Source organism: Streptomyces yongxingensis, assembly GCF_055597465.1.
On record NZ_CM145717.1, the window covers coordinates 10,609,762 to 10,630,878 of the forward strand.

The 21,117-nt window shown below is 70.6% G+C and carries 24 protein-coding genes and 1 pseudogene; 8 read left to right on the forward strand and 17 right to left on the reverse strand.

Annotated features, from left to right (window positions below; all coding sequences use genetic code 11):
- Positions 1-16 precede the first annotated feature (16 nt).
- Positions 17-811 carry a lysostaphin resistance A-like protein gene (locus ACZ6TD_RS44950; RefSeq protein WP_471347596.1) on the forward strand — a complete coding sequence of 265 codons (795 nt, stop codon included), beginning with the start codon at positions 17-19 and terminating at the stop codon, positions 809-811.
- Here ACZ6TD_RS44950 and ACZ6TD_RS44955 read toward each other — a convergent pair.
- Entirely contained in the window at positions 791-1,975 is a 1,185-nt protein-coding gene (locus ACZ6TD_RS44955) for an abortive phage infection protein (protein ID WP_471347597.1), read from the reverse strand. The genes ACZ6TD_RS44950 and ACZ6TD_RS44955 overlap by 21 nt on opposite strands.
- Positions 1,976-2,141: 166 nt before the next feature.
- Here ACZ6TD_RS44955 and ACZ6TD_RS44960 point away from each other — a divergent pair, with 166 nt between their 5' ends.
- Both ACZ6TD_RS44960 and ACZ6TD_RS44965 read left to right on the forward strand, forming a co-directional pair.
- Positions 2,142-3,350 (forward strand): sensor histidine kinase, encoded by a 1,209-nt coding sequence (locus tag ACZ6TD_RS44960; RefSeq protein WP_471347599.1) that lies wholly within the window; start codon positions 2,142-2,144, stop codon positions 3,348-3,350.
- A 4-nt stretch (positions 3,351-3,354) separates the two neighbouring features.
- Positions 3,355-4,008, forward strand: a complete 654-nt coding sequence (locus ACZ6TD_RS44965) for a response regulator transcription factor (protein ID WP_471347601.1) — start codon at positions 3,355-3,357, stop codon at positions 4,006-4,008.
- A 43-nt stretch (positions 4,009-4,051) separates the two neighbouring features.
- On the opposite strand, the gene ACZ6TD_RS44970 is transcribed toward ACZ6TD_RS44965, so the two are convergent.
- Together ACZ6TD_RS44970 and ACZ6TD_RS44975 are read right to left on the reverse strand one after the other, a co-directional pair.
- Positions 4,052-4,477 (reverse strand): glucuronyl esterase domain-containing protein, encoded by a 426-nt coding sequence (locus tag ACZ6TD_RS44970; RefSeq protein WP_471347603.1) that lies wholly within the window; start codon positions 4,475-4,477, stop codon positions 4,052-4,054.
- A gap of 78 nt (positions 4,478-4,555) precedes the next feature.
- Positions 4,556-5,065 (reverse strand): flavin reductase family protein, encoded by a 510-nt coding sequence (locus tag ACZ6TD_RS44975; RefSeq protein WP_471347604.1) that lies wholly within the window; start codon positions 5,063-5,065, stop codon positions 4,556-4,558.
- Positions 5,066-5,141: 76 nt separating this feature from the next.
- Between ACZ6TD_RS44975 and ACZ6TD_RS44980 the strand changes: the two genes are divergently transcribed.
- On the forward strand, positions 5,142-5,663 hold the full coding sequence (locus tag ACZ6TD_RS44980; RefSeq protein WP_471347606.1) for a MarR family winged helix-turn-helix transcriptional regulator: 522 nt from the start codon (positions 5,142-5,144) through the stop codon (positions 5,661-5,663).
- A gap of 45 nt (positions 5,664-5,708) precedes the next feature.
- Here the strand turns inward: ACZ6TD_RS44980 and ACZ6TD_RS44985 are convergent.
- From ACZ6TD_RS44985 to ACZ6TD_RS45020, 8 genes and pseudogenes are all read right to left on the reverse strand, one after another.
- Positions 5,709-5,885 (reverse strand): annotated as a pseudogene (locus ACZ6TD_RS44985) (FAD-binding protein); the annotation flags it as partial.
- A 108-nt stretch (positions 5,886-5,993) separates the two neighbouring features.
- Complete coding sequence (locus tag ACZ6TD_RS44990; protein WP_471347608.1) at positions 5,994-6,929, reverse strand: beta/alpha barrel domain-containing protein; 936 nt, start codon at positions 6,927-6,929, stop codon at positions 5,994-5,996.
- 9 nt (positions 6,930-6,938) lie between these two features.
- Positions 6,939-8,582, reverse strand: coding sequence for an AMP-binding protein (locus tag ACZ6TD_RS44995; RefSeq protein ID WP_471347610.1), 1,644 nt, complete (start codon positions 8,580-8,582; stop codon positions 6,939-6,941).
- Positions 8,579-9,607 carry an LLM class flavin-dependent oxidoreductase gene (locus ACZ6TD_RS45000; protein WP_471347612.1) on the reverse strand — a complete coding sequence of 343 codons (1,029 nt, stop codon included), beginning with the start codon at positions 9,605-9,607 and terminating at the stop codon, positions 8,579-8,581. Before ACZ6TD_RS45000 ends, ACZ6TD_RS44995 begins: the two co-directional genes overlap by 4 nt.
- A gap of 7 nt (positions 9,608-9,614) precedes the next feature.
- Positions 9,615-10,124: a PaaI family thioesterase gene (locus tag ACZ6TD_RS45005; RefSeq protein ID WP_471347614.1), complete on the reverse strand. Its 510-nt coding sequence runs from the start codon at positions 10,122-10,124 to the stop codon at positions 9,615-9,617.
- On the reverse strand, positions 10,108-11,109 hold the full coding sequence (locus ACZ6TD_RS45010) for an Ldh family oxidoreductase (protein ID WP_471347616.1): 1,002 nt from the start codon (positions 11,107-11,109) through the stop codon (positions 10,108-10,110). The genes ACZ6TD_RS45005 and ACZ6TD_RS45010 overlap by 17 nt, the downstream gene beginning before the upstream one ends.
- A 182-nt stretch (positions 11,110-11,291) precedes the next feature.
- Positions 11,292-11,690 (reverse strand): nuclear transport factor 2-like protein, encoded by a 399-nt coding sequence (locus tag ACZ6TD_RS45015; protein ID WP_471347618.1) that lies wholly within the window; start codon positions 11,688-11,690, stop codon positions 11,292-11,294.
- An 83-nt stretch (positions 11,691-11,773) separates the two neighbouring features.
- Positions 11,774-12,235, reverse strand: coding sequence for a winged helix-turn-helix transcriptional regulator (locus ACZ6TD_RS45020; protein WP_471347620.1), 462 nt, complete (start codon positions 12,233-12,235; stop codon positions 11,774-11,776).
- A 184-nt stretch (positions 12,236-12,419) separates the two neighbouring features.
- On the opposite strand from ACZ6TD_RS45020, the gene ACZ6TD_RS45025 reads away from it, so the two are divergent.
- On the forward strand, positions 12,420-12,791 hold the full coding sequence (locus tag ACZ6TD_RS45025; protein ID WP_471347621.1) for a hypothetical protein: 372 nt from the start codon (positions 12,420-12,422) through the stop codon (positions 12,789-12,791).
- A 75-nt stretch (positions 12,792-12,866) separates the two neighbouring features.
- On the opposite strand, the gene ACZ6TD_RS45030 is transcribed toward ACZ6TD_RS45025, so the two are convergent.
- The 4 genes from ACZ6TD_RS45030 to ACZ6TD_RS45045 are packed head-to-tail and all read right to left on the reverse strand — an operon-like array spanning position 12,867 to position 16,648.
- A complete protein-coding gene (locus tag ACZ6TD_RS45030; protein WP_471347622.1) occupies positions 12,867-13,322 on the reverse strand; it encodes a MaoC family dehydratase in 456 nt (151 codons plus the stop codon).
- Positions 13,319-14,845, reverse strand: a complete 1,527-nt coding sequence (menE, locus tag ACZ6TD_RS45035) for an o-succinylbenzoate--CoA ligase (RefSeq protein ID WP_471347623.1) — start codon at positions 14,843-14,845, stop codon at positions 13,319-13,321. The genes ACZ6TD_RS45030 and menE overlap by 4 nt, the downstream gene beginning before the upstream one ends.
- 10 nt (positions 14,846-14,855) lie before the next feature.
- Complete coding sequence (locus ACZ6TD_RS45040) at positions 14,856-15,731, reverse strand: amidohydrolase family protein (protein WP_471358618.1); 876 nt, start codon at positions 15,729-15,731, stop codon at positions 14,856-14,858.
- Positions 15,731-16,648, reverse strand: coding sequence for an SDR family NAD(P)-dependent oxidoreductase (locus tag ACZ6TD_RS45045; RefSeq protein WP_471347625.1), 918 nt, complete (start codon positions 16,646-16,648; stop codon positions 15,731-15,733). The genes ACZ6TD_RS45040 and ACZ6TD_RS45045 overlap by 1 nt, the downstream gene beginning before the upstream one ends.
- Positions 16,649-16,894: 246 nt before the next feature.
- Here ACZ6TD_RS45045 and ACZ6TD_RS45050 point away from each other — a divergent pair, with 246 nt between their 5' ends.
- Entirely contained in the window at positions 16,895-17,320 is a 426-nt protein-coding gene (locus tag ACZ6TD_RS45050; protein WP_471347626.1) for a MarR family winged helix-turn-helix transcriptional regulator, read from the forward strand.
- A 113-nt stretch (positions 17,321-17,433) separates the two neighbouring features.
- Here the strand turns inward: ACZ6TD_RS45050 and ACZ6TD_RS45055 are convergent, their stop codons facing one another.
- Positions 17,434-18,012 (reverse strand): GNAT family N-acetyltransferase, encoded by a 579-nt coding sequence (locus ACZ6TD_RS45055; RefSeq protein WP_471347628.1) that lies wholly within the window; start codon positions 18,010-18,012, stop codon positions 17,434-17,436.
- 169 nt (positions 18,013-18,181) lie between these two features.
- Here ACZ6TD_RS45055 and ACZ6TD_RS45060 point away from each other — a divergent pair, with 169 nt between their 5' ends.
- A complete protein-coding gene (locus tag ACZ6TD_RS45060) occupies positions 18,182-19,144 on the forward strand; it encodes an LLM class flavin-dependent oxidoreductase (protein WP_471347630.1) in 963 nt (320 codons plus the stop codon).
- Positions 19,145-19,147: 3 nt separating this feature from the next.
- Here the strand turns inward: ACZ6TD_RS45060 and ACZ6TD_RS45065 are convergent, their stop codons facing one another.
- Positions 19,148-19,729, reverse strand: a complete 582-nt coding sequence (locus ACZ6TD_RS45065) for a TetR/AcrR family transcriptional regulator (protein ID WP_471347632.1) — start codon at positions 19,727-19,729, stop codon at positions 19,148-19,150.
- Between the two features lie 87 nt (positions 19,730-19,816).
- Between ACZ6TD_RS45065 and ACZ6TD_RS45070 the strand changes: the two genes are divergently transcribed.
- Positions 19,817-21,004, forward strand: coding sequence for an MFS transporter (locus ACZ6TD_RS45070; protein WP_471347634.1), 1,188 nt, complete (start codon positions 19,817-19,819; stop codon positions 21,002-21,004).
- Positions 21,005-21,117 lie beyond the last annotated feature (113 nt).

Consider the following 21,117-nt stretch of genomic DNA (forward strand, 5'->3'; position numbering starts at 1 on the left):
TACGCTCGTCCCCGTGATGCAGTCGTGGAAAGACCACGTCATCCGTCATCCACTGTGGGGCGCGGTGGAGTTGACGTTCGCATGGCACACCGTGCTGCTGCTCTTCGCCGAGGTCATCCTGCCTCCACTCGCGCCCTCCTGGTACCCGGACCTCGGCGCCACTCTGGTCAACGCCATCTGCGCCGCGGGGGTGTGGCTCGTGTTGTGGCGGTGGGGCCGGCTGCGTGCCTCCGGGGTGGCCACGCTCGGCCGGCCGCGCCGCTGGTGGCCGGCCGCGCCGATGCTGCTGATCGCCTGCTCGTACTCCGTGGCCGGCCTCGACGGCAGCACGACCGTTGTCATCAGCGGCCTGGTGTCGCTGCTGTGGGTCGGCATCAACGAGGAGATGTACAGCCGGGGACTGGTCCAGCAGACCCTCGGCCCACTCGGTCCGGTCCGCGCGGCCGTCGGCGTCGCCGTCCTCTTCGGAGCGGGCCACATCCAGAACTTCCTGTTCTTCGGCGACCCGCTCGACGACACGCTCTGGCAGATGCTGTCCGCCGGATTCTTCGGCTTCACCTGTGCCGCACTGCGCTACGCGATCGGCTCGATCTGGCCGATGGCGATCGTCCATGGCCTCGACGACTTCTTCCAGATCCGCTCTCCCGGCTCGGCCCCGGACTGGTGGGAGGCGAGCGTGTACGCCTTCCACTTGGCGTACGGCCTGTGGCTGCTGCGCCGGTACGGTGCCGAAGGTGCGCACTCACCTGCCGGGACCGCCCGCACCGGCCCCGACGAGACGCCCGGGGTGTCACAGTGGCCGCGGTCGTGAGGGACGCCGCTGGTGGCGGGCGTACTCGCCGGCCAGCGCCCGGAAGGATTCCTTGGGCTCCCAGCGCCAGGGAGAATCCGGCTCCGCCGGACGGTCCCGGATCACTTTCACCAGGCTGTAGGCGGCCATGTCCAAGTCGAGTCGCGGCTCGCGGCGATGTGGGGCGTCGGGCGTGACGAAGGTGTAGGCCATGGCCGCGTACAGATTCATCGACTCGAACACGTCGAGCACATCGGTCAGATACGCCGCCTGTGTGTGCTCGCTGCGCACCAGCCCCTTCTTGACCCGCGGTGGCGTCTTGGCGTAGTCGACGACATCCCAGGCCATGCCACCCAGTCGGGGTGCGCCCTCGAAGGTGCAGCAGCCGAACTCGGTGATCGCGAGCGGCTTGCCGTGACGCTGGTAGGTACGCAGCTCCTTGACGTGCCCGGCGCGGTTCGGGAACCAGCCGTAGTAGTCGATGCACACCAGGTCGAACAGGCCCCAGTCCACGTCCTCGTCCTGCGCGGCCCCGTACGACAGGGGCCCGCGGAAGACCGAGCGGCCGACGGCGGCGGCCCGTGCCGTGAAGCGGCGCAACCGCTGGGCGGTCTTCACCGGGTCGTAGTCGCCCTTGACCAGGTTCTCGATCCGCTCGGTCGCGGTGGCGCCGGGCACGATCCCGGGGACGAACAGCAGGAACTCACAGCCCACGTTCAGATGCACCCGCACGCCCTGCCGACGCAGTCGTTCGGCGAACCGTCCGGTCTCCGCGAGGTGGTCCAGGATGTCCGAAGCGGGCACATCGCCGAGGGTCGGCTCCAGCCAGACGTGCAATCCGTTCTCGGCCGCCTCGGCCGCGGTGCGGGTGAGCCGTTCGACGCCATCGCCGGTGATCTTCACCGTGTCGGCGTGCAACTCGCGGCGGATCGTCCGCAGGTCGGCCCGGGTACGTGCCGCGCTCCACGCCGTCGCCGGCGTCTCGCCCTCGCCCACTTCGTAGACGACCCCGCGATAGCGCACCCCGCCCGGCCGGGCGTCCCCCGCCCGCTTCCGATCGGCCGGGGCGCGTGTGCTGTCGCGCCACTCCGTCGCGGCGGCGTACCCGGCGGGCAGTGCCGCGCCGATGGCGACGGCCCCCGCGACCCGCAGCAACCGCGCCCTGCTGACCTGGGCTGCACCCATCTCGTTCTCTCCCGTCTTCCGGATGGGAACAGCCTGCGGGGGTCATCGGGGTCGGCACCATTCGCCGATGGCCTAGGAGGAGGCGGTGGGAGTCAGACCAATGGCCAGGGGACATCTGGCCGGTTGGCCGATGTGCCGCCCTTCGCGGCCCGCATACCCTCACCGCATGACCAACGGCCTCGACTCCGCCCTCCCGGCCGGGCGCACCTGGCGCGACCGGGCGGTGGACGCGGTCCTCTTCTGCGCGGCCGTCCTGCTCGGCATGGTTGTGCTCGGCGTGGTGAAGGAGCAGGGCGATCTGCCCGGATGGGCGGCGGAACTGGACCCGCTGCTGGGACTCGTGGCCTGCTGTGCGCTGTGGTGGCGGCGCGGTTTCCCGCTCGCCGTGGCGCTGATCGGGCTGCCCGCGGTGGCGCTGGCGACCAGCGCTCTGCCTGCCGGTGCGGTGATCGTCACCAACCTCGCGCTCCGCCTCCGCTGGCGGCAGGCGCTGCTGATGCTCGGTGCGTATGTGGTGTGCATGGTGCCCTCCGGTCTGCTGCTGTCGGGAGCGGCTGACGACCTGTGGTTCGACGCCGCCTTCTCGCTGGCCTACCTCCTGGCCGCCTTCGCCTCCGGCAACGCCCTGCGTTCCCGGAGGCTGCTCGTCGAGCGGCTGCGCGCGGACGCCGAGCGGGCCCGGGCCGAACACGAGCGCCGGCTCGCCGACGCCCGCCGCGGCGAACGCCAGGCCATCGCCCGTGAGATGCACGACGTGCTGGCGCACCGCATCTCGCTGCTCTCGGTGCACGCGGGCGCGCTGGCCTACCGCACCCGGCAGGCGGAGGCCGGCGCCGGTCCCGCGCTGAGCAGTGCCGAGGTCGCCGAGAGTGCCGAGGTGATCCGGGGGACCGCGCACCAGGCCGTGGAGGAGTTGCAGGAAGTGCTGCACCTGCTGCGGGCGGAGGGCGGCGGAGACCCGGTGTCGCTGCTCCCACGGATCGCGGACATCGACGGTCTGGTCGCGGACGCCCGTGCCACGGGGCAGCCGGTGGACTTCCGTACCGAGCTGACCGCCGACGCCGTCCGCGACCTGCGGTCGCAAATGCACCGGACCGTCTACCGCGTGGCGCAGGAGGGCCTGACCAACGCCCGCAAGCACGCGCCCGGCACACCCGTCAGGGTCACTCTGGCCGGAGGTCCCGGCGGCGGCCTCACGGTGGAGGTCCGCAACGGGCTGCCCGCCGTGCCACGCGCCGACGGGGTCGTCCCGGGCACCGGCGCGGGTCTGACCGGGCTCGCCGAACGCGTGCGTCTCGACGGCGGCACTCTCGACCACACCGCCGCCGACGGCACCTTCACCCTGCGCGCCCGGCTACCGTGGCCCGCGAGGTGACGCCATGATCCGAGTGCTGCTGGCCGACGACGACCCCCTGGTGCGGACCGGGCTGACGATGATGCTGCGCGGGGCGGACGGTATCGAGGTCGTGGGGGAGGCGGCGGACGGTGCCGAGGTGGCCGCGGCCGTCCGCGAACACGCGCCCGACGTGGTCCTGATGGACATCCGGATGCCGGTCATGGACGGCCTCGCGGCCACCCGCGAGCTCACCCGCCACGGTGCCCAGGCACCCCAGGTGATCGTGCTGACCACCTTCGACGAACACGGCCTGGTGCTGGAGGCGATGCGCGCCGGTGCCGCTGGGTACCTCGTCAAACACGCCGTGCCCGAGGAAATCGTCGAAGCGGTACGGCGGGCCGCCCGTGGCGAGCCCGCGCTGTCGCCGTCCGCCGCGCGTGCCCTCATCCGGCACGCGGCGGGCGGGCCGGGCGACCGCGCCGAACACGCCCGGCAGCGGCTGGCGTTGCTCACCGAACGCGAGCGCGAGGTGGCCGAGGCGGTCGCCGAAGGTCTGTCCAACACCGACATCGGCACCCGCCTGCACCTCTCCCTCGGCACGGTCAAGGCCCACCTCTCCAGCGCCCTGGCCAAACTGGACCTGGACAACCGCGTCCAGCTCGCCCTCCTCACCCACGACGCCCATCCGCACCGCTGATCGGAGGGCGTACCGATCCGGCCGCCGGGCTACGCCACTGGCGTCAGGGCTGACCGGTGAAGATCGGGGTCTGCCAGTTCCGCCATTCGGCCAGGTTGCCCGCCTTCTTGCCCGAGACCTTGAGAATGCCGCCGCCCGACTGCTCGATGACGTCGATGATCCGGCTCGCACCCCAGGCCCAGGCCATGAGCAGTCCCGTGCTGCTCGATGAGCCGTAGACGCTGTAGAACGCGCCTTGCTTGTTGTTCCGTGGAGTGCCCTCTCTGCCGACGGCGAGGGGGTCGTAGGAGATGACTGCGGCGCCGGAGGCTTTGATGGTGACCGTGTCCGCCCCCAACCTCTCCGCCAGCTTCTTGATCTCTGCCCGTCGGCACCGCCAGTCGGACTTGGCGGTGATGCGCGTGCCGTCCAGCCTGGTGAAGGGGTCGGGCAGTTTGGAGTCGGTGGTCCCGGCGTCCGGACCGGGCACCGCGCAGTCGGCTCCGTCGTCCTCGGCACCGGGCTTGATACCGGGGCGGGCCCCGAGGCTGTCGGCGGCGCCCGCCGGTCACGCGGATACGAGGTGGTTGTAGCGGCTGCGGAAGAACAGCAGGGGTGAGGCCGTGCTGTCGGCGTCGAGGTCGTTGACCCGCCCGATGACGATGTAGTGGTCACCGGCGTCGTGCACGGCTTCGATCCCGCAGTCGATCCAGGCGACCACGCCGTCGATGACCGGGTCTCCGTGGGGCCCGGGCCGCCAGGGCACCTCGGCGAACTTGTCGCCTCCCGACACCGACAGGGCGCGGCAGATCCGCTCCTGGCCGGTGGCGAGGACGTTCACGCAGAAGGTGCCGCGCTCGGCGATGAGCGGGAAGGTCGACGACGTCTTGGCGGGCAGGAACGCCACGAGAGGAGGGGTGAGTGAGACGGAGGTGAACGACGCGACGGTCATGCCCACCGGCCCGCCCCGCGCATCGCGCGAAGTGATGGCGGTGATGCCGCTGGGGAAATGGCCGAGGACGGCCCGGAAACGCGCGGTGTCGGGGCCCGGTTGCTGTGAGCTCGCCTTTGTAAGCATGCTTACAAAATAGAAGGATGCTTAGCACTAATGCAAGCATGCTGATGTTCCGGCCCGCGGGCCGTATGCTGTACGGGTGTCCAGTGCTCTCCCCTACATCAACCCGTTCGACGACGGTCGCTCGCCGACCGGCGCCGCCGCCGGCATGGACGAAGCGTCCTCGATGATCGATGCGGTCTTCCGGTTCGAGCGGGCGGTCACCAGGATCGGGAACACGCGACTGCGTCCGTGGAAGATGACGCTGTCCAGCTACACCGCCCTGCGCATCCTGGCCAATCAGCCCCATCTCAGCCTCGCTCAGCTGTCACGCCGTTGCTATGCGCGGCCGCAGACCATGACGCGGATGGTCACACAACTGGAGAATCGCGGATTCGTAGCCCGCGCCGCGCATCCGGAGAGCGAACGGGCGCTCTCGCTCCAGGTCACCGAGGCAGGCTTGGCCGCCTTGGAGGAGATGAGCAACGAGGTTCTCAAGATCAGCGACACGTTGAACGCCACGCTGGGGCGGGACGACATCGTCGCCACTGACGGCCGTCTGCGGCAGGCCGCGCTCGTGGTGGAGAACGAACTCCGGGACATGGGCCGCCCGGAGGAGTAGACGCGCGGATGACCGTGGCCGCGGGGGAGCCCTCGCGGGGGAGTACCCGCGGAGGAGCCCCCGCGGGAAGGTCCCCGGCCCGCGCCGGGTCGTCAGGCCGGATGAGGTGCCGACATGGCTTCGGTCGCGGCCGCCCTTCTCCAGCAGCACAACGCGGGCGCCGGCCTCCCGGGCGGAAATCGCCGCGGAGAGGCCGGTCAGCCCGGCGCCGGCGACGACGATGTGGGCGTACGGGTATGCGTCACTGGTCCTCCTTGATTCGTGCTGCTGACATCGATGTGCGTGGGTCGGCGTGGCGGTGGCGCACCGGGCGCGAGCTCTCGTCCGGCGTCACCAGGTGAAGGCGAGCGGATCGCCGGGGCGGGCCGTGCTCGGCACACGACCGGTGCGCCGGACGAACCCCTTGCCGGGCACGCCGATCTCGCCGGTGAGCCAGTTCGCCGTCTCGATGAGGCGGGGCAGATCGATACCGGTGTCCACACCGCACAGGTCGAGCATCTGCACGGCGTCCTCGGTGCACAGACCGCCGCCCTGGACGCCGGGCATCGCCGGGTGGCCGCCGCTGCCGGCGAGGGAGGTGTCGATGGCGCGTACGCCGAGTTCGAGGAGCGGGAGCAGGGCGGCGAGGCCCATGCCGCGGCCGTCGTGGATCTGCACGGTCAGGTTCCCGGGCGGTACGTGCGTGAGCGCGGCGCTGACGAGTTCGCGGATCTGGGGCGGTGCCGCGTAGCCGGAGGAATCCGCGAGGATCCAATGCTCGACCCCGATGTCGAGGAGCCGCCGGGCCAGCGGCTGGAGATCCTCGCCGGTGCGTGCGGGGCCGGTCGGCCCACCCCAGGCGAAGATGACGTAGGTGCCGAGAAGGATGTCTTCGTTCGCGGCGTACGTGGCCATGCGCTCCAGCTCGCGCAACGAGTCCGCCGTGGACCGTCCGGTGTTGGCGCGGGCGAAATCCTCGTCGGCGGAGAGCAGGAAATGCGCCGTGTCGGCCCCGGCGTCGACCGCGCGGGCGAGCCCGCGCGCATTGCCGACACAGCAGCCGAGGCTGAGTCCTGGCACCCGCGGCACGCGGGCGAACACCTCCGCGGCGTCGGCGAGGCCCGGTACGAGATCGGGCCGGACGAAGGAGGACAGCTCGAACCCGCGGACGCCGGCATCGATCAGGCGCCGTACGAGTTCGATCTTGACGTCGGTCGGGACCGCGTGGTCCTGGAAGGTCAACCGGGGCGCGATCTCGCGGATGCGCACTCCGTCGGTCAGGGACATGGTGGTTCCTCAGGCGTGGCGGGTGGGTGCGAGCCCGGCGGCCAGTGCGTCCCAGGCTCCGGCGCGGCCCTGGTCACGCAGCTGGTGTTTGCGCACCTTGCCGTTCGGGGTGACGGGAAGCCGGTCCACGACGCGGTAGTAGCGGGGGACCATGAAGTGCGGCATCGAGCGGTCGCAGTGGGCGAAGAGCTTCGTGAAATCCAGCTCGTGGCCGGGTTCGGGTTGCACGACGACGAGGACCTCGTCCTCGCCCAGCTCCGACGGTGTGCCGATGGCGGCGGCGGCCATGACGCCGGGACAGGCGAGCAGCACCGATTCGATCTCGTGGGAGGAGATGTTCTCACCGCGGCGGCGCAACGCGTCCTTCTTGCGGTCGATGAAGTAGAAGTAGCCGTCCTCGTCCGCGTAACCCAGGTCGCCGGTGTGCCACCAGAGATCCCGCATGGTCGCGAGCGTCGCTTCGGGATCGCGGTGGTAGCCGGAGAACATGATGTTCGGCAGGCGGGGCCGGTACACGATCTCCCCGGCCCGGCCGGGCGCGGCACGGTGCCCGGACTCGTCGTGGATCTCCAGAACGGACGATGCGGTGGGCAGGCCCAGCGAGCCGACCTTCCGGGCGCCAAGAGGGTTGTAGAGAACGTTCTTGATCTCGGTGAGCCCGTAGCCCTCGACGACGTGGACGCCGAAGCGCTCCTCGAACGGATGGAGCACTTGCGGCGGGGCGGGCGCTGCGAACACCTTCGTCGCCCGGTGGTCGCGATCGCGGTCGGACGGGGGCTGCGCCAGAAGCATCGGCAGGACGGAACCGAGCGCGTTGAACTGGGTGACCCGGTGGGTGCGCAGCTCGTCCCAGAACCCGCTGGCGCTGAACCGGCGCCCGAGGACGACGGTCGCCCCCGCGTAGAAGGCGTGCAGGGATATGTTGATCTGCGCGGCGCCGTGGAACAGCGGCAGACAGGTGTAGAGCCGCTCATCGGCGGTCGTGGCCATCTGCGCCGCGCATTCGCGCGCGGCGACCAGGGGCATCAGGTGCGGGTGGACAACTCCCTTGCTGCGTCCGGTCGTTCCGGACGTGAGCATGATCGCGACCGGGTCCCGCGGCGCGACGCGGGGGAGCTCCACCGCCGGGTCACCGGCCGTCAGCAGGTCGTTCCAGGTCTGTACCGTCACCCCGGGCGGGGTGCGGCGGTGGCGGTCGCCATCGAGCAGGACGACGGTCTCGAGGGTGTGCGGTACGTCCGGCAGGTCGGCGACGAGTTCCAGCAGGGCCGCGTCGGTGACCAGCACCCGCACGCCGGTGCTGCGGAGCGCGTGGTCGAGGAAGGAGCCCTTGTAGGCGATGTTGATCGGGACCTCGACGGCCCCGGCGCGCGCCGCTCCCAGCCAGGCGAGCAGGTATTCGGGCCGGTTGGGCAGGAAGATCCCGACTGAGCAGCCCGGGGTGGCGCCCGCCGACATCAGACCGCGTGCCACGTCGGTGACCGCGGCGTCGAGCGCGCCGTAGGTCAGTTCGCTGTCTTCGAAGACGAGCGCGGGCTTGTCGGGGTGCAGTGCGGCGCGGGCGGCGATGAGCCCGCCGACCGTGCCGTCGGCGAGGTCGGAGAATCCCTCCAGGCCCGGGGCGCCGTTGCCCCGGGCGATGGATACCGTCATGCCAGCTCCTTCTTCGCCCGGGCCAGGAAGCCCTCCAACGACGGGTCCCAGGCCGCTTCGGCGCCGGTCGTCACCAGAAACGCGTCGACTCCGAGCTCCCGGTACCTGCCGAGGGTGTCCAGGACGCGCTCCTCGGTGCCGACGAGCGCCTGGGAGTTGGCGAAGCCGCCCAGGAGCTTGGTCAGCCCGGTCCAGAAGCAGTCGTCGTGCAGCTCGTGGTCGGTGAGCGCGAGAGCCCGTTGCCGCCCGACGGAGGTGTCGGTCGACGACGAGCGCAGGAAGGTCGGAGTTCCGGCGGCCTCGGCGATCTGCCGCTCCACGGCCCGGGCCCGGGCCCAGGCATCGTCGTCGGTGTCGCCGATGAACAGACGAAGGCTCAGCGAGAACCGCATGGCACGGCCGTGGCGCTCGGCGGCCGCGGTGACCCGGTCGATGCGTTCCTTCGTGCCGGTGAGCGGTTCCCCCCACAGCATGTACAGGTCGGCGTGGCGGGCGCCGAAGTCCACGGCGTCGGCGCTCTCGCCGCCCATGAAGATGGGCACCTGGCCCCGCACCGGCTTGGTCCGCAGCTTCACCGCCTCGGCCGTGTAGTACTCGCCGTGGTGGTCGAAGGGCTCGGTCTCGGACCAGGCGCGGCGGATGATGTCGAGGTACTCGACCGCCCGCCGGTAGCGGTCGGCCTTGGGCAGGTCGTCCGACTCGCGGCGCAGGTCCTTGTCGGAGCCGCCCACGACCACGTTGATGGCGAGCCTGCCCCGGGCGAGTACGTCGAGGGTGGCGAAGTAGCGCGCGGCGGCCACCGGCGCCATCACGCCCGGACGGTGCGCGACGATCGGCGAGAACCTCTCCGACATCGCCAGCGCGAACGGTGCGGTGGCGTGGTTGTGCGGCCAGGTGGCGGAGTACCCGAGGAGGACCCGGTCGATGACCTGCGAGCGGTCCAGTTCCTGGATCCTGGAGATCATGAGGTCGGGGTCGGTTTCGCTGGTCTGAAGGGGCTGCAGCCCGGTGAGGAATTCGACCATGGCGTTCTCAGCTTTCTGCGGGGGGTCCGTTGGGGGACGGTGATCGGCGGGCGAGCCAGGTCTCGTGGCGGGCGAAGTGGTGCGGTCGGCGCGTCCGCAGCTCGGCCCGGGCGGTGGCCAGCGCCGTGTCGGCGAGCGTCATCTCGGCGGAGGTCTCCCACTGTCTGCCGGTGTGCCGCTCGATCCGCGCCAGGACGTCCACGGGCCGCCCGACCGGGACCGAACGGAGGTAGCGGACCGCCAGCGACTTCGTGACCAGCCGCGGTTCGATCCGCAGCGCGACGGCATTGAGCGCGTCGTCGAACACCGCGGCGGTCCAGCCGCCGTGCGCGACGCCGGGCCCGCCGTGCCAGAACGGTGGGCAGACGACCTCGAAACGCACCGCGTCGTCCCGCACATCGGCGATCTCGACGCCCAGGCGGCAGACGTCGAGCGGAGCGCAGCCGCCGCACAGGAGCCGGCCCGACGGGGAGGGCTCGATCGTGAAGGCGTCGGGGTCCTCAGACACCTCCGGCACCTCCGGCCTCCTTGCGCAGGGCCGCCACCACCGCTTCCGGTACGTCGATGGCGCCGCGTTGGAGCGTCTCGTTCCGGCGGCTCGCCGAGCGGTCGAACGGCATCCGCACCGCGCTGCCGTCCTCGACGGGACGGGTGGCGCGGACCGAATCCGCGAAGGCCGCGACTCGCTGTCGGTAGTCGTCCGGGTCGGTGAGCACGCCGGGATCGACCAGCACGACGAAGAAGCCGCAGTCCGAAACGCCCGGCGGGTCGGCGGCCGCCCCGGTCATCATGCCGAGCAACTGGACGACCAGGGCGAGCCCGGAGCCCTTGTGCGCGCCCCACACGCCGAACGCGCCCTCGAGCGCGGCGGCCGGGTCGAGCGTCGGGACCCCGGCCGCGTCGTAGGCTTGGCCGGGCGCCAGCTTCTCTCCGAGCCGCGCCTTCAGCCGCACCTCCCCGTACATCACGGCGGAGGTACCGATGTCCCAGATGACCGGCGTCGGGGTGGCCGGGAACCCGAAGGCGATCGGGTTGGTGCCGAACCGGGCTTCGGTGCCGCCGTGCGGGGCCACCACCGCCGGACCGCTGCCCGCGATCATCCCGGCGAGCCCGGCGGCCGCGGCCTTCTCCAGGTAGTACGAGAACATCCCGGTGTACCAGGTGTTGTGCGCGCCGACGACCGCGACTCCCCGGGCGCGGGCCTTCGCCATGGCCAGCCGCAGCGCGTGCATGCCGACGAGGTAGCCCACCTGATCGCCGCCGTCCACGGTGGCGGACACCGGCGTCTCGGAGACCACCCGGATGGGCCGCGGCGGCGCCTCGGTCGTGTGGATGCGCTCCGCTATGGACAGCGCGCGGGCGAGCCCGCCGAAGGACAGCCCGCGCAGTTCGCAGTCGAGCAGATGATCGGCGATGGTCTCGGCGGCGCCGGCGGAATGCCCGCAGGCGGTCATCGCGGCCGCGACGAGTGCGCGGGCGTCCGGGAGGGACAGAGCCGTCATGAGCCGACCTCCACGGTGCGGAAGCTGGGGATTCGCTCGTCCGTAAGCATGCTGAGACAATATAAGCGTGCGTAGTGGATAGCAAGCATGCTGACACCCTGGAGGACTCTTGATGGGGATGTGCGCGAGCGGGGCGCGAGGGGCGCGCCTCCGGGGATCGTTGACCGACCCCCGGAGTGGGGTCACAGCACGGCGTCGGTCTGAAGCGGGCCCGCGGTGATGCGGAGTGTCCGGACGCGAACCGGCTCTTCCTGATCGAGGTAGAAGATGTGCATGAACGGGGCGCGCACCACCTGGTCCGGTGCGCTCTTCTTGGCCATGGTCGCCTCGCCGCGCAGCAGGCGGACGCCATCGCCCGCGGTCCAGAACTCCAGGACCTCGTGGGTGATGTTCAGCGGCTCGTCGATCTTGACGAAGAACGCCTTGATGGCCTCGACGCCGTGGATGTGCGCGGTGCCGAAGTACATCTCGGTGTCCTCGGTCAGCGGCGCGAAGCCCTCATCGAACTCCAGGGTGTCGATGGCGTCCATGAACTTCAGGACCCAGTCGGGTGCGGATGTCGCGTGTGCAGTGTCTGTCATGACTAGTAGCGTAGCGCTACTAGTTTCAATTCGCTACTAGTCTCCTCGGGCGCGTCGCCCTCGGGCCCTCAGGTCTGAGGTGATCAGCGGGCGCCACCTTCCTCGGCGGGCACCGGCCGCAGGGTCGATGCCTCGACCGGCTGATGGCAGTTGCTGCACGCGAGGTACGGATTGGTCGGGTTGCCGCACACCGTGTGCATCAGCGGGTGCTGGGCGAGGTCGCTGTCGGTCGCATGGCTCTCGGCCCAGCGCGTGATGGCCGCGATGGCGGGGACGACGAGTTCACGGGCGCTGTCGGTGAGCTCGTACTCGTACCACGGCTTGTCCGGGCGGTAGGCGCGCTTGGTGAGCAGGCCCAGTTCGGTCAGGCTGTTCAGTCGCGCGGTGAGGATGTTCGCCGAGATGCCCAGGGCTCGCTTGAGCTCGCCGAACCGGCCGACACCGAAGAACACCTCCCGCAGGATCTGGTAGTTCCAGCGCTCGGAGATCGCGGCCAGGAACTCCTGGCCGTGCTGGAAGGTGACGTGGTTCCCGCGGTCGGGCACGGCTTCTCCTCTCGGGTGATCCCGGTAGTAGTCTTGAATTGAAAGTAGTCTTGCAATGCTACCGGTATCCGTGCCGACATGCCCAAGCCCCGCCGTTCGAACGGGAGTTGTGCCATCGAGATCAAATCACTGCTTTAATTGGGTAGCTGATCTTGAGTCCCGGCCCCTCGGAAAGGCAGCCCTGATGTCCCCCGTCCTCTACCCCTCCCGCTCCCACTCCGAGGTCCCGTTCGAGGCTGCCGACGCCGGTGTTCTCCGCGTCATGTCCAACTCCCGCACTCCGGTGTTCTGCACCGTTCACGCGAGCGGACGACGCCGGTACGGCTACTGGCAGCCGTACGACTCCGTCACGAACAGGGGAGGCTGCTACGTCGCGCTGCCCACCCCCGTATGCGACAGGCTGTACTCCCAGGGGCGGATCACTCTCGGTGAGCCCCTGGTGGATCCGGCCAAGACCACATACCGCGTGTGGCCCGCTCATGGCCCGGTCGCGCCGGTACGCATCCCGACGGCGCCCCTGCCCGCGGTGGCGGTGGCACAGGTGCTCGCCGCCTGAGCCGAGGTTCCGGGAAGCGGGTTCGGCAGTGCGGTGGTCGGCTGCCGGACTCGCCGGTCCGCACGGTGCGGCGGGTCAGACGTAGAAGCGGGACAGACTCTGCACCACGGCCGCGGGCTTCGTGCCGCCGTCCACCTCGATCGTGCCGTCGACGGTGACCTGGACGCCGCCGGGCACGTCCTCGACCGAGGTGAGCCGGGCCGCGAGCCGTATGCGGGATCCGGCCTTCACCGGTGCGGGGAAGCGCACCTTGTTCAGGCCGTAGTTGACCTTGGTGGTCACGCCCCGCACCTCCAGCAGTTGGGTGAAGAGGGGGATGAACAGGGACAACGTGAGGTAGCCGTGCGCGATCGGCGCGCCGAAGGGGCCCTGGGCCGCTCGCTCCGGGTCGGTGTGGATCCACTGGTGATCGTCGGTGGCATCGGCGAAGGTGTCGATGCGGTCCTGTGTGACCTCGATCCACTCGCCGGTGCCGAGGTCGCTCCCGGCGAGCTTCTTCAGTTCGTCCAGGCCGTTGACGGTGATGCTCATGAGTCGGCTTCCTGTTCGGGGGCGGGGGTGCCGTAGCGGTCGCGCACCCGGGACTTGAGGAGCTTTCCTGAGGCGGTGCGCGGAAGTTCGTCCGCGACCACCACCGACTTGGGGATCTTGTACTTGGCGAGCCGCCCGGACAGGGATGCCAGCACCTGCTCCGGGTCGAGTTCGGTGCCCGCCGCCGGGACGACGACCGCCCGGGGCACCTCGCCCCACGTGTCGTCCGGGACACCGATCACCGCGCACTCGGCGACGCCCGGGTGGGCGAGGAGGAGGTCCTCGATCTCGGCCGGATAGATGTTCTCGCCGCCGGAGATGATCATGTCCTTGATCCGGTCGACGATGTACACATAGCCGTCTTCGTCGATCCGGGCCGCGTCCCCGCTGCGGAACCAGCCGTCCGCGAAGGCGGCCTCCGTCTCCTCGGGCAGCCCCCAGTAGCCGGACATCACATGTGGTCCGCGCACCACCACTTCGCCGGTCTCGCCGACGCCGACCGGGGTGAGGTCGGGCCGTACGACCCGTACGTCGCTGAAGAAGTGTGGTACGCCTGCCGAGCCCGCCTTGTCGGCGGCGTGCTCGGCGTCCAGGAAGAGTGTGCCGGGCGCGGCCTCGGTCATGCCGTAGCCCTGGAGGAAGGTGAGCCCGCGCTCCTGGTAGGTGGCGATGAGCGGGGTCGGCACCGGTGATCCGCCGCAGGTGAGGATGCGGAGCGAGGACAGATCGGCGTTCGCCCAGCGGGGGTGCCGGGCCACCTGGTCGAACATCGTCGGCACTCCGAACATGAAGGTGATGCGATGCCGTTCGATGAGGTCGAGGGTCGTCCCCGGGTCGAAGGCATCCACCAGGACGCAGGTGCCGCCCTTGAGCAGTACCGGCAAGGTGATCATGTTCAGGCCGGCGGTGTGGAACAGCGGGGCGGACACCAGGGCGCGCTCGTCGGCGAACAGATCGTGGTCGACCAGCACATTGACGGCGTTCCAGATGATGTTGCCGTGGGTGAGCATCGCGCCCTTGGGACGGCCGGTCGTGCCCGAGGTGTACATGATGAGGCAGGCGTCGTCCGGGGAGACCGGTTCGTCGATCGGTTCGGCCGACGCGGCTGCCAGGGTCTGTTCGTATGCGTCGCCGATCTCGACATGGATCCGTCCATTGGTGCCGGCCGGCAGTCCGGCGACGAGCCCGGCGTGTGCGGCGCCGTGGATGAGGGCCTTGGCGCCGGAGTCGGCGAGCTGGTAGGCGATCTCGGGGCCGGTGAGCCGGGTGTTGAGGGGGACGAAGACGGCGCCGAGGAGGCCGGCGGCGAACAGGGTCTCCAGATAGGCGGGGTGGTTGGGGCCGAGATGGGCGATGCGGTCGCCACGCCTGACGCCCCGGGCGCGCAGGGCGTGGGCGAGGCGGGTGGTGCGGGTGTGCAGAGTGCGGTAGTCGGTCGACCGCTCGCCGTGGATCAGGGCCGTGCGGTGCGGGGTCTTGCGGGCCCGGCGTGCGGGCCATGACCCCAGTCCCTCGTTGCGCATCTGACACCCCTTACGGTGTGGTCAGCCCGAGCAGTCGGGCCGCGTTCTCCTTGAGGATCTTCGGCTTGACGGCGTCCTTGATGGAGAGCTTGTCGAAGTCGGCCAGCCATCGGTCCGGGGTGAGCACCGGGAAGTCCGAACCGAACAGGACCTTGTCCTTCAGCAGCGTGTTGGCGTACTGCACGAGCTGCGGCGGGAAGTACTTCGGCGACCAGCCGGACAGGTCGATGTGCACGCCGGGCTTGTGGGTCGCCACCGCCAGCGCCTCGTCCTGCCAGGGGAACGACGGATGCGCCAGGATGACCTTCAGATGCGGGAAGTCGGCGGCCACGTCGTCCACGTGGAGCGGATTGGAGTACTTCAGGCGGATGCCGCCCCCGCCGGGAACACCGGCGCCGATGCCGGTCTGGCCGGTGTGGAAGAGAGCGATGGTGCCGGTCTCCTCGATCACCTCGTACAGGCCGTACGCCACCGAGCGGTCGTTGGGGAAGAAGCCCTGGATGCTGGGGTGGAACTTGAAGCCCTTCACCCCGTACTCCTCGACCAGTCGCCGGGCCCGCCGCACGCCCGCCTTCCCCCGGAAGGGGTCGATGGAGGCGAAGGGGATGAGGACGTCCGCGTTGGCGGCGGCGGCCTCGGCGACCTCCTCGTTCGGGACGGGCTCGGTGCCGGTGGCGGACTCGGCGTCCACCGTGAAGATGACGGCGGCCATCCGCCGTTCGCGGTAGTAGGCGGCCGTCTCCTCGAGGGTGGGTTTCCGTTTGCCCTCGACCTTGAAGTAGGCGGAGGAGGCGTCGTGCAGATCGTCGTCCAGGGAGGAGTGGCCCTTGGAGGACACCTCCGCATGGGTGTGGACGTCGATGGCGACCAGGTTCCGGAGGTCCATCACGCCCCCGGAATCCTCGGCGCGGGGATGCCCACCGTCTGCGGCTCGGCGCCGACCGATGTGGGCCAGGCGTCGGCGAGGGCCTCGGAGGTCCAGCCGCCGTCGGCGTAGGCGGTCCGGATCTCCTGCGGATGCGACCAGAGCGCCACCTTGTCGCCGCCGATGCCGACGCACTGGCCGGTGATGCCGCGGGCGGCGTCGGAGGCCAGGAAGGGGACGAGGGCGGCGCAGTCCTCCGGGGTGCCGAATCCCTCCCCCTTGCGCAGGAAGTCCGGCAGCGGTTCCCCCGTCCTCAGGGCCTCCACGTACGGGGCGAAGGCGGGAATGGTCTCGGTCATCGCGGTGGCGGCGACCGGCACGATCGCGTTGACGGTGATGTCCGCGCGGGACAGTTCCATGGACCAGGTGCGGGCCATGGCGGCGATTCCGGCCTTGGCGGCGGCGTAGTTGGTCTGGCCGAAGTTGCCGCGCTGCCCGGCCGGTGAGCCGACGAGGACGAGCGTGCCGCCTTCGCCCTGCTCGCGCATGCGCACGGCGGCGGCGCGGGCGCAGGTGAAGGTGGCTCGCAGATGGGTGGTGATGACCGCGTCGAAGTCCTCGTCGGTCATCTTCCAGAGCACCTTGTCGCGCAGGATGCCCGCATTGGTGACCAGGACGTCGAGCCGGCCGAACTCCTCGACGGCACGGCTCACCAGCCGGTCGGCGGCCTCGGCGGAGCCGACCGGGACCACCTCGGCCACGGCGGTGCCACCGGCCTCGGTGATGGACTTGACGGCCTGTTCGGCCACGGCTTCGTCGATGTCGTTGACGACCACGGACGCGCCGTGGGCGGCCAGGGCGTGTGCGTAGGCGAGGCCGAGGCCCCGGCCGCTACCGGTGACGACGGCGGCTTTGCCGGTCAGATCGATGGTGGGCACGAGCGGGTCCCTTCGCATGGGTGCGCCTGTCCGGCGCGGAGTGCGGCGGCGAGATCGAAGCTAAGCGCAATAATTGGTGTCGTCAACAGTTGTTGTCGACCTCGGGTGCGTCATGCTGGACTCTGCACACGAGACCCACCCCTCCGGGGGAGCCGAGACCGGCGCCCCGGGGCCGAGACCAGGGAGCCCGCCATCGCCCGCCGGCACACCGACACCCCGCCCCCCATCGACGCGGACGAACCGTGGATGCGGGCGCTGCACGCGGACACGGGCTATCTGCTGTACCGCCTGGGCTTGCGCTCCGGTCAGCTGTTCAACACCTTCCTCCAGGAGTCGGGGCTGCGGCTGCGGCACTACGCCGTGCTGCGCTACCTCGCCACCTGCGAGGGCGCGTTGCAGCGAGAACTCAGCGCCCGGCTCGGCTATGACCCGAGCGCGATCGTCGGCCTGGTGGACGACCTGGAGAAGCTGGGCTTCGCCGAGCGCCGCCCCGCCCCCGACGACCGCCGCAGCCGCATCGTCGTCCTCACCGAGGACGGCCGCGCGTTCCTCCGCGACACGGATCAGGCGGGCCTGCGGGTGACCGACGAACTGCTCACCCCACTCGCCCCCGCCGAGCGGGAGGCGCTGCACACGCTCCTTGTACGCGTCGCCGGGAACGGGCTCGCCTGACGCCTCACTCGGGGGACGCCCGGCGATCACCGCCGGTCAACGGCGACGATTCCGCTGCCCGCGGGTGGTGCCGACGGTGTCTGGGCCTGCTGGTCCCGCTTCAGCTCACTGGATCAGTGCACCCGCCTGGACATGAAGAGCGCCTGCTCGCCACGCGATGGAGTGCCGTCGTAGAGCGTGGTGTCCAGCCCGCAGAAGGTGAATCCCATGCGGAGATAGGCACGGATCGCGGGGGCGTTGATGTTGGTGACCTCGAGCCACACATGGCCCGCCCCGCGCTCCCGCGCGAAGTCGAAGGCGTACCGCATGAGCGTGCGCCCGACCCCTTTGCCCCGCCATGCTGGTGCGACCTCGAGGTCACAGATGGTCAGACGCGCGTTCCACGGATCGAAGGAGGCGTCGATGAACCCACACAACTCATCGCCGTCGAAGGCGACAACCGTCCGGCTCAGCTCGGGATCGCGGTCTTCGCCCCCGTCCTCCTCGTCGGGGAACGCTTTGTGGATGGGCGGGTCCACCGGTGTCTCACGGACCCGGAACCCCTCGTGCGTCACGGTCACGTCGAACACGGAATCCGTCGTGAACGACCCGTCCAGCCCCGCGATGGCCTCGTCGTCCATGGGCCGCGCCGGCCGGTAGACGACGGTCCCCACCACGCCGAGCACAGCCCCCTCACCCGCGGTCATCTTCATGACCCGACCGTACGCCTGCCCCGGGCAGCGGGTGTGCGGCGGGCCTGTGGGGACGGGGAGTTGTGGAAGGTGGCCGGGACGGCATGATGGCGTAGGACAGAGAGACCGACCGGCGCAACCGACATCTATGGCGGTCACGTCACGTGAATCCCGCCGACGAGGGAGCACCATGACGACACGGGACGGCACGATCGGCGTCCTCATGCCCCGCGACATCCCGGCGGGCGACATCGTCGCCTTCGCCCAACGCGCGGAATCGCACGGCTTTGACGAACTGTGGGTCGTCGAAGACCTCGGCTACCGAGGAGGACTGGCCCAGGCAGCCACCGTCCTCGCCGCCACGACCGGAATCCGCGTCGGCGTCGGGCTGCTGCCGGCCGCCGCCCGCAACGTGGCCTTCACCGCCATGGAGATCGCCACCCTCGCCCAGCTGCACCCCGACCGCATCGACATCGCCGTCGGCCACGGCATGCCGCCCTGGATGCGCGGCGTGGGCGCATGGCCCGCAAGCCCTCTTACCCTCCTGGGCGAATACATCACCGTCCTGAAACGTCTGCTGAGTGGGCAACTCGTCCACCACGACGGGCAGTACGTCCGCATCGACGGGTTGCAACTGCACGCCGCCGCCCTCCCGACGCGGGTCCCCGCCGTCCTGGCCGGTGTACGGGGTCCTCGGTCCCTGGCCGTGTCCGGCGACGTGGCCGACGGCACCCTTCTCGCGGAACCGGTGACACCCGCCTACGTACGGCAAGCCCTCACACATATCGCCCCCGGCCGGCCGCACCGCCTGGTCGCCTACAACATCGCGTCAGTCGACGACGACCCCACCGCCGCGCGGATGGCAGTCCGCCCCGCCCTGGCCGTGGTCGGCGAACCCGACTGGCGCCCCCACATCACCCCGCTGCCCTTCCACGACGAACTGGTCTCGCTGCGCTCGCGCTGCGACAGCCCGCAGGAGTTCGCCCGGTCCCTGCCGGACGCGTGGGTAGGTCAGCTCGCGGTGGCGGGCACGCCGCCACAGGCACGGTCCCAACTGACGGACCTGTTCGACGCGGGCGTCAGCAGCGCCGTCCTCACCCCGGTGGGCACCGACTACCTCGCGTCGCTGAACTCGCTTGCCGCGGTGTTGTGAAGATCAGAGCTGTTCGTCGGGGAGGTCGGGCGCCGCGCTGACGACGGCGTGCACGACTCCGGCGACGAGCTGCCGGTTGAGGGGGGCGGCGTCGAAGCGGCGGTGCATGGGCCAGCCCTCGATCAGGGCGTCGAGGGCTCGCGCCACTCCGGGAGCGAAGTGCAGGGCGAGACTCTCCCGGCTGCGTATCAGCCAGGAGCGGGTGGTCGCGGCCACCGCGGGGTTGTGGTTGGCGTAGGCGTACATCTCGAAGATGAGCGTCATGTCGCGGTCAGTGGCGTAGGCCGGCCCGCAGATCAGCTCGACCACGGCTGTCTCGGCCTCGGCCGGCGACCCGGCGCCGTGCAGGGTGCGGCGGTAGAGCTGGGACATCGTGTCGGCGAGGCGGGCGAATGCCAGCGCCAGCAGATCGTCCAAGCCGTCGAAGTAGTACGTCAGCGAGCCCAGAGGGACGTCGGCCCGTGACGCGATCTTGCGATGGGTCGTCCGGTGAACGCCGCCTTCGGCGATGACGTCGAGGGCGGCATCGAGAATCCGGTCCCTGCGTCCGGGGTCGTTCGGGATCTCACGCCGTGTGCCGCTCACGCTCCCAATGTGTCACAAGGCGACTCCGGCCAAGTGTGTACGATCGTACAGACTCCTGTGCCCGGTCCTCTCCTGGAGGCATGCCCTGTGACTGTCAGCCTCGGCCGACGTCGGACCGCCCTGTTCGCGCTGTTCTTCCTGCCCGGCCTGGCCATGGCGTCCTGGGTGACGCGCACCCCCGACGTGCGCGACCTGCTCGGAGCCTCCACCGGACGCATGGGCCTGGTCCTGTTCGGGCTCTCGGTCGGATCCATGGCGGGCATCCTGTGCTCGGGGCCGCTGGTGGCCCGCTGGGGCGCCCGGCCCCTCATCGCGGCCGGAACGCTGACGATCGCCGCGGGGTCCGGCGTCATCGGCCTGGGGGCGGCGGCGGGCGCGGACGCGGTCGTGGCCCTCGGGCTCGGACTCATCGGCCTGGGGATGGGCGGCGGCGAGGTGGCCCTCAACGTCGAAGGGGCGGAGGTGGAACGGCTGCTCGGCCGTTCCACCCTCCCCGCGATGCACGGCTTCTACAGCTTCGGCACGGTGGTCGGCGCGGTCGGCGGCATGATTCTGACCGCCGTCTCGTTCCCGGTCCTGTGGCATCTCGCCGTCGTCACCGTCGTGGTCGTGGCCGTACTCGTGCCGATGGCCCGATACGTTCCCGCCGGGGTGGGCCGACGGACCGACAACGGCGACGGCACGCACGCGCGGGCATCCGCGAGCCCCGCGGTGTGGAGGGAGCCGAGACTGCTGCTCATCGGTGGCATCATCCTCGCCCTTGCCATGGCGGAGGGAACGGCGAACGACTGGCTGCCGCTGGTCATGGTCGACGGCCATGGCTTCGACCCCGCGCTCGGATCGGCCGTGTACGCGGTCTTCGCGGCATCGATGACCGTCGGCCGCTTCGTGGGCGGCCGGTTCGTCGACCGCTATGGACGCGCGGCCGCCCTGTGCGCCAGCGCGGTCGTCGGCGCCGTCGGCATCGCACTCGTGATCCTGGTCGACAATCAGGCCGTCGCGGCGGCAGCCGCCGTCCTGTGGGGCATCGGCGCGTCCCTGGGCTTTCCCGTCGCGCTCTCCGCGGCCGGCGACTCCGGCGACAACTCCGCCGCACGGGTCTCCCTCGCCGCCACTCTCGGCTACGTCGCCTTCCTCGTGGGACCGCCCTCACTCGGCCATCTCGGCGAGCAGTTCGGACTCCGCAACGCACTGTTCCTGGTCCTGCTGCTCGTGGTGGCCGCGTCCTTCGTCACGCCTGCCGCCCGTACGGCCCACCCCGCACCCACCCCGTGAGCAGGCACCGCCATCGGTGCACGCTGTCCGGGAAGGTTCTGCCGAGCAGGGACGCGTCGCGGCCCCGGACCATATGGACCAGGACCTCCTCGCAGGCGGCGGACCGGCCCCGC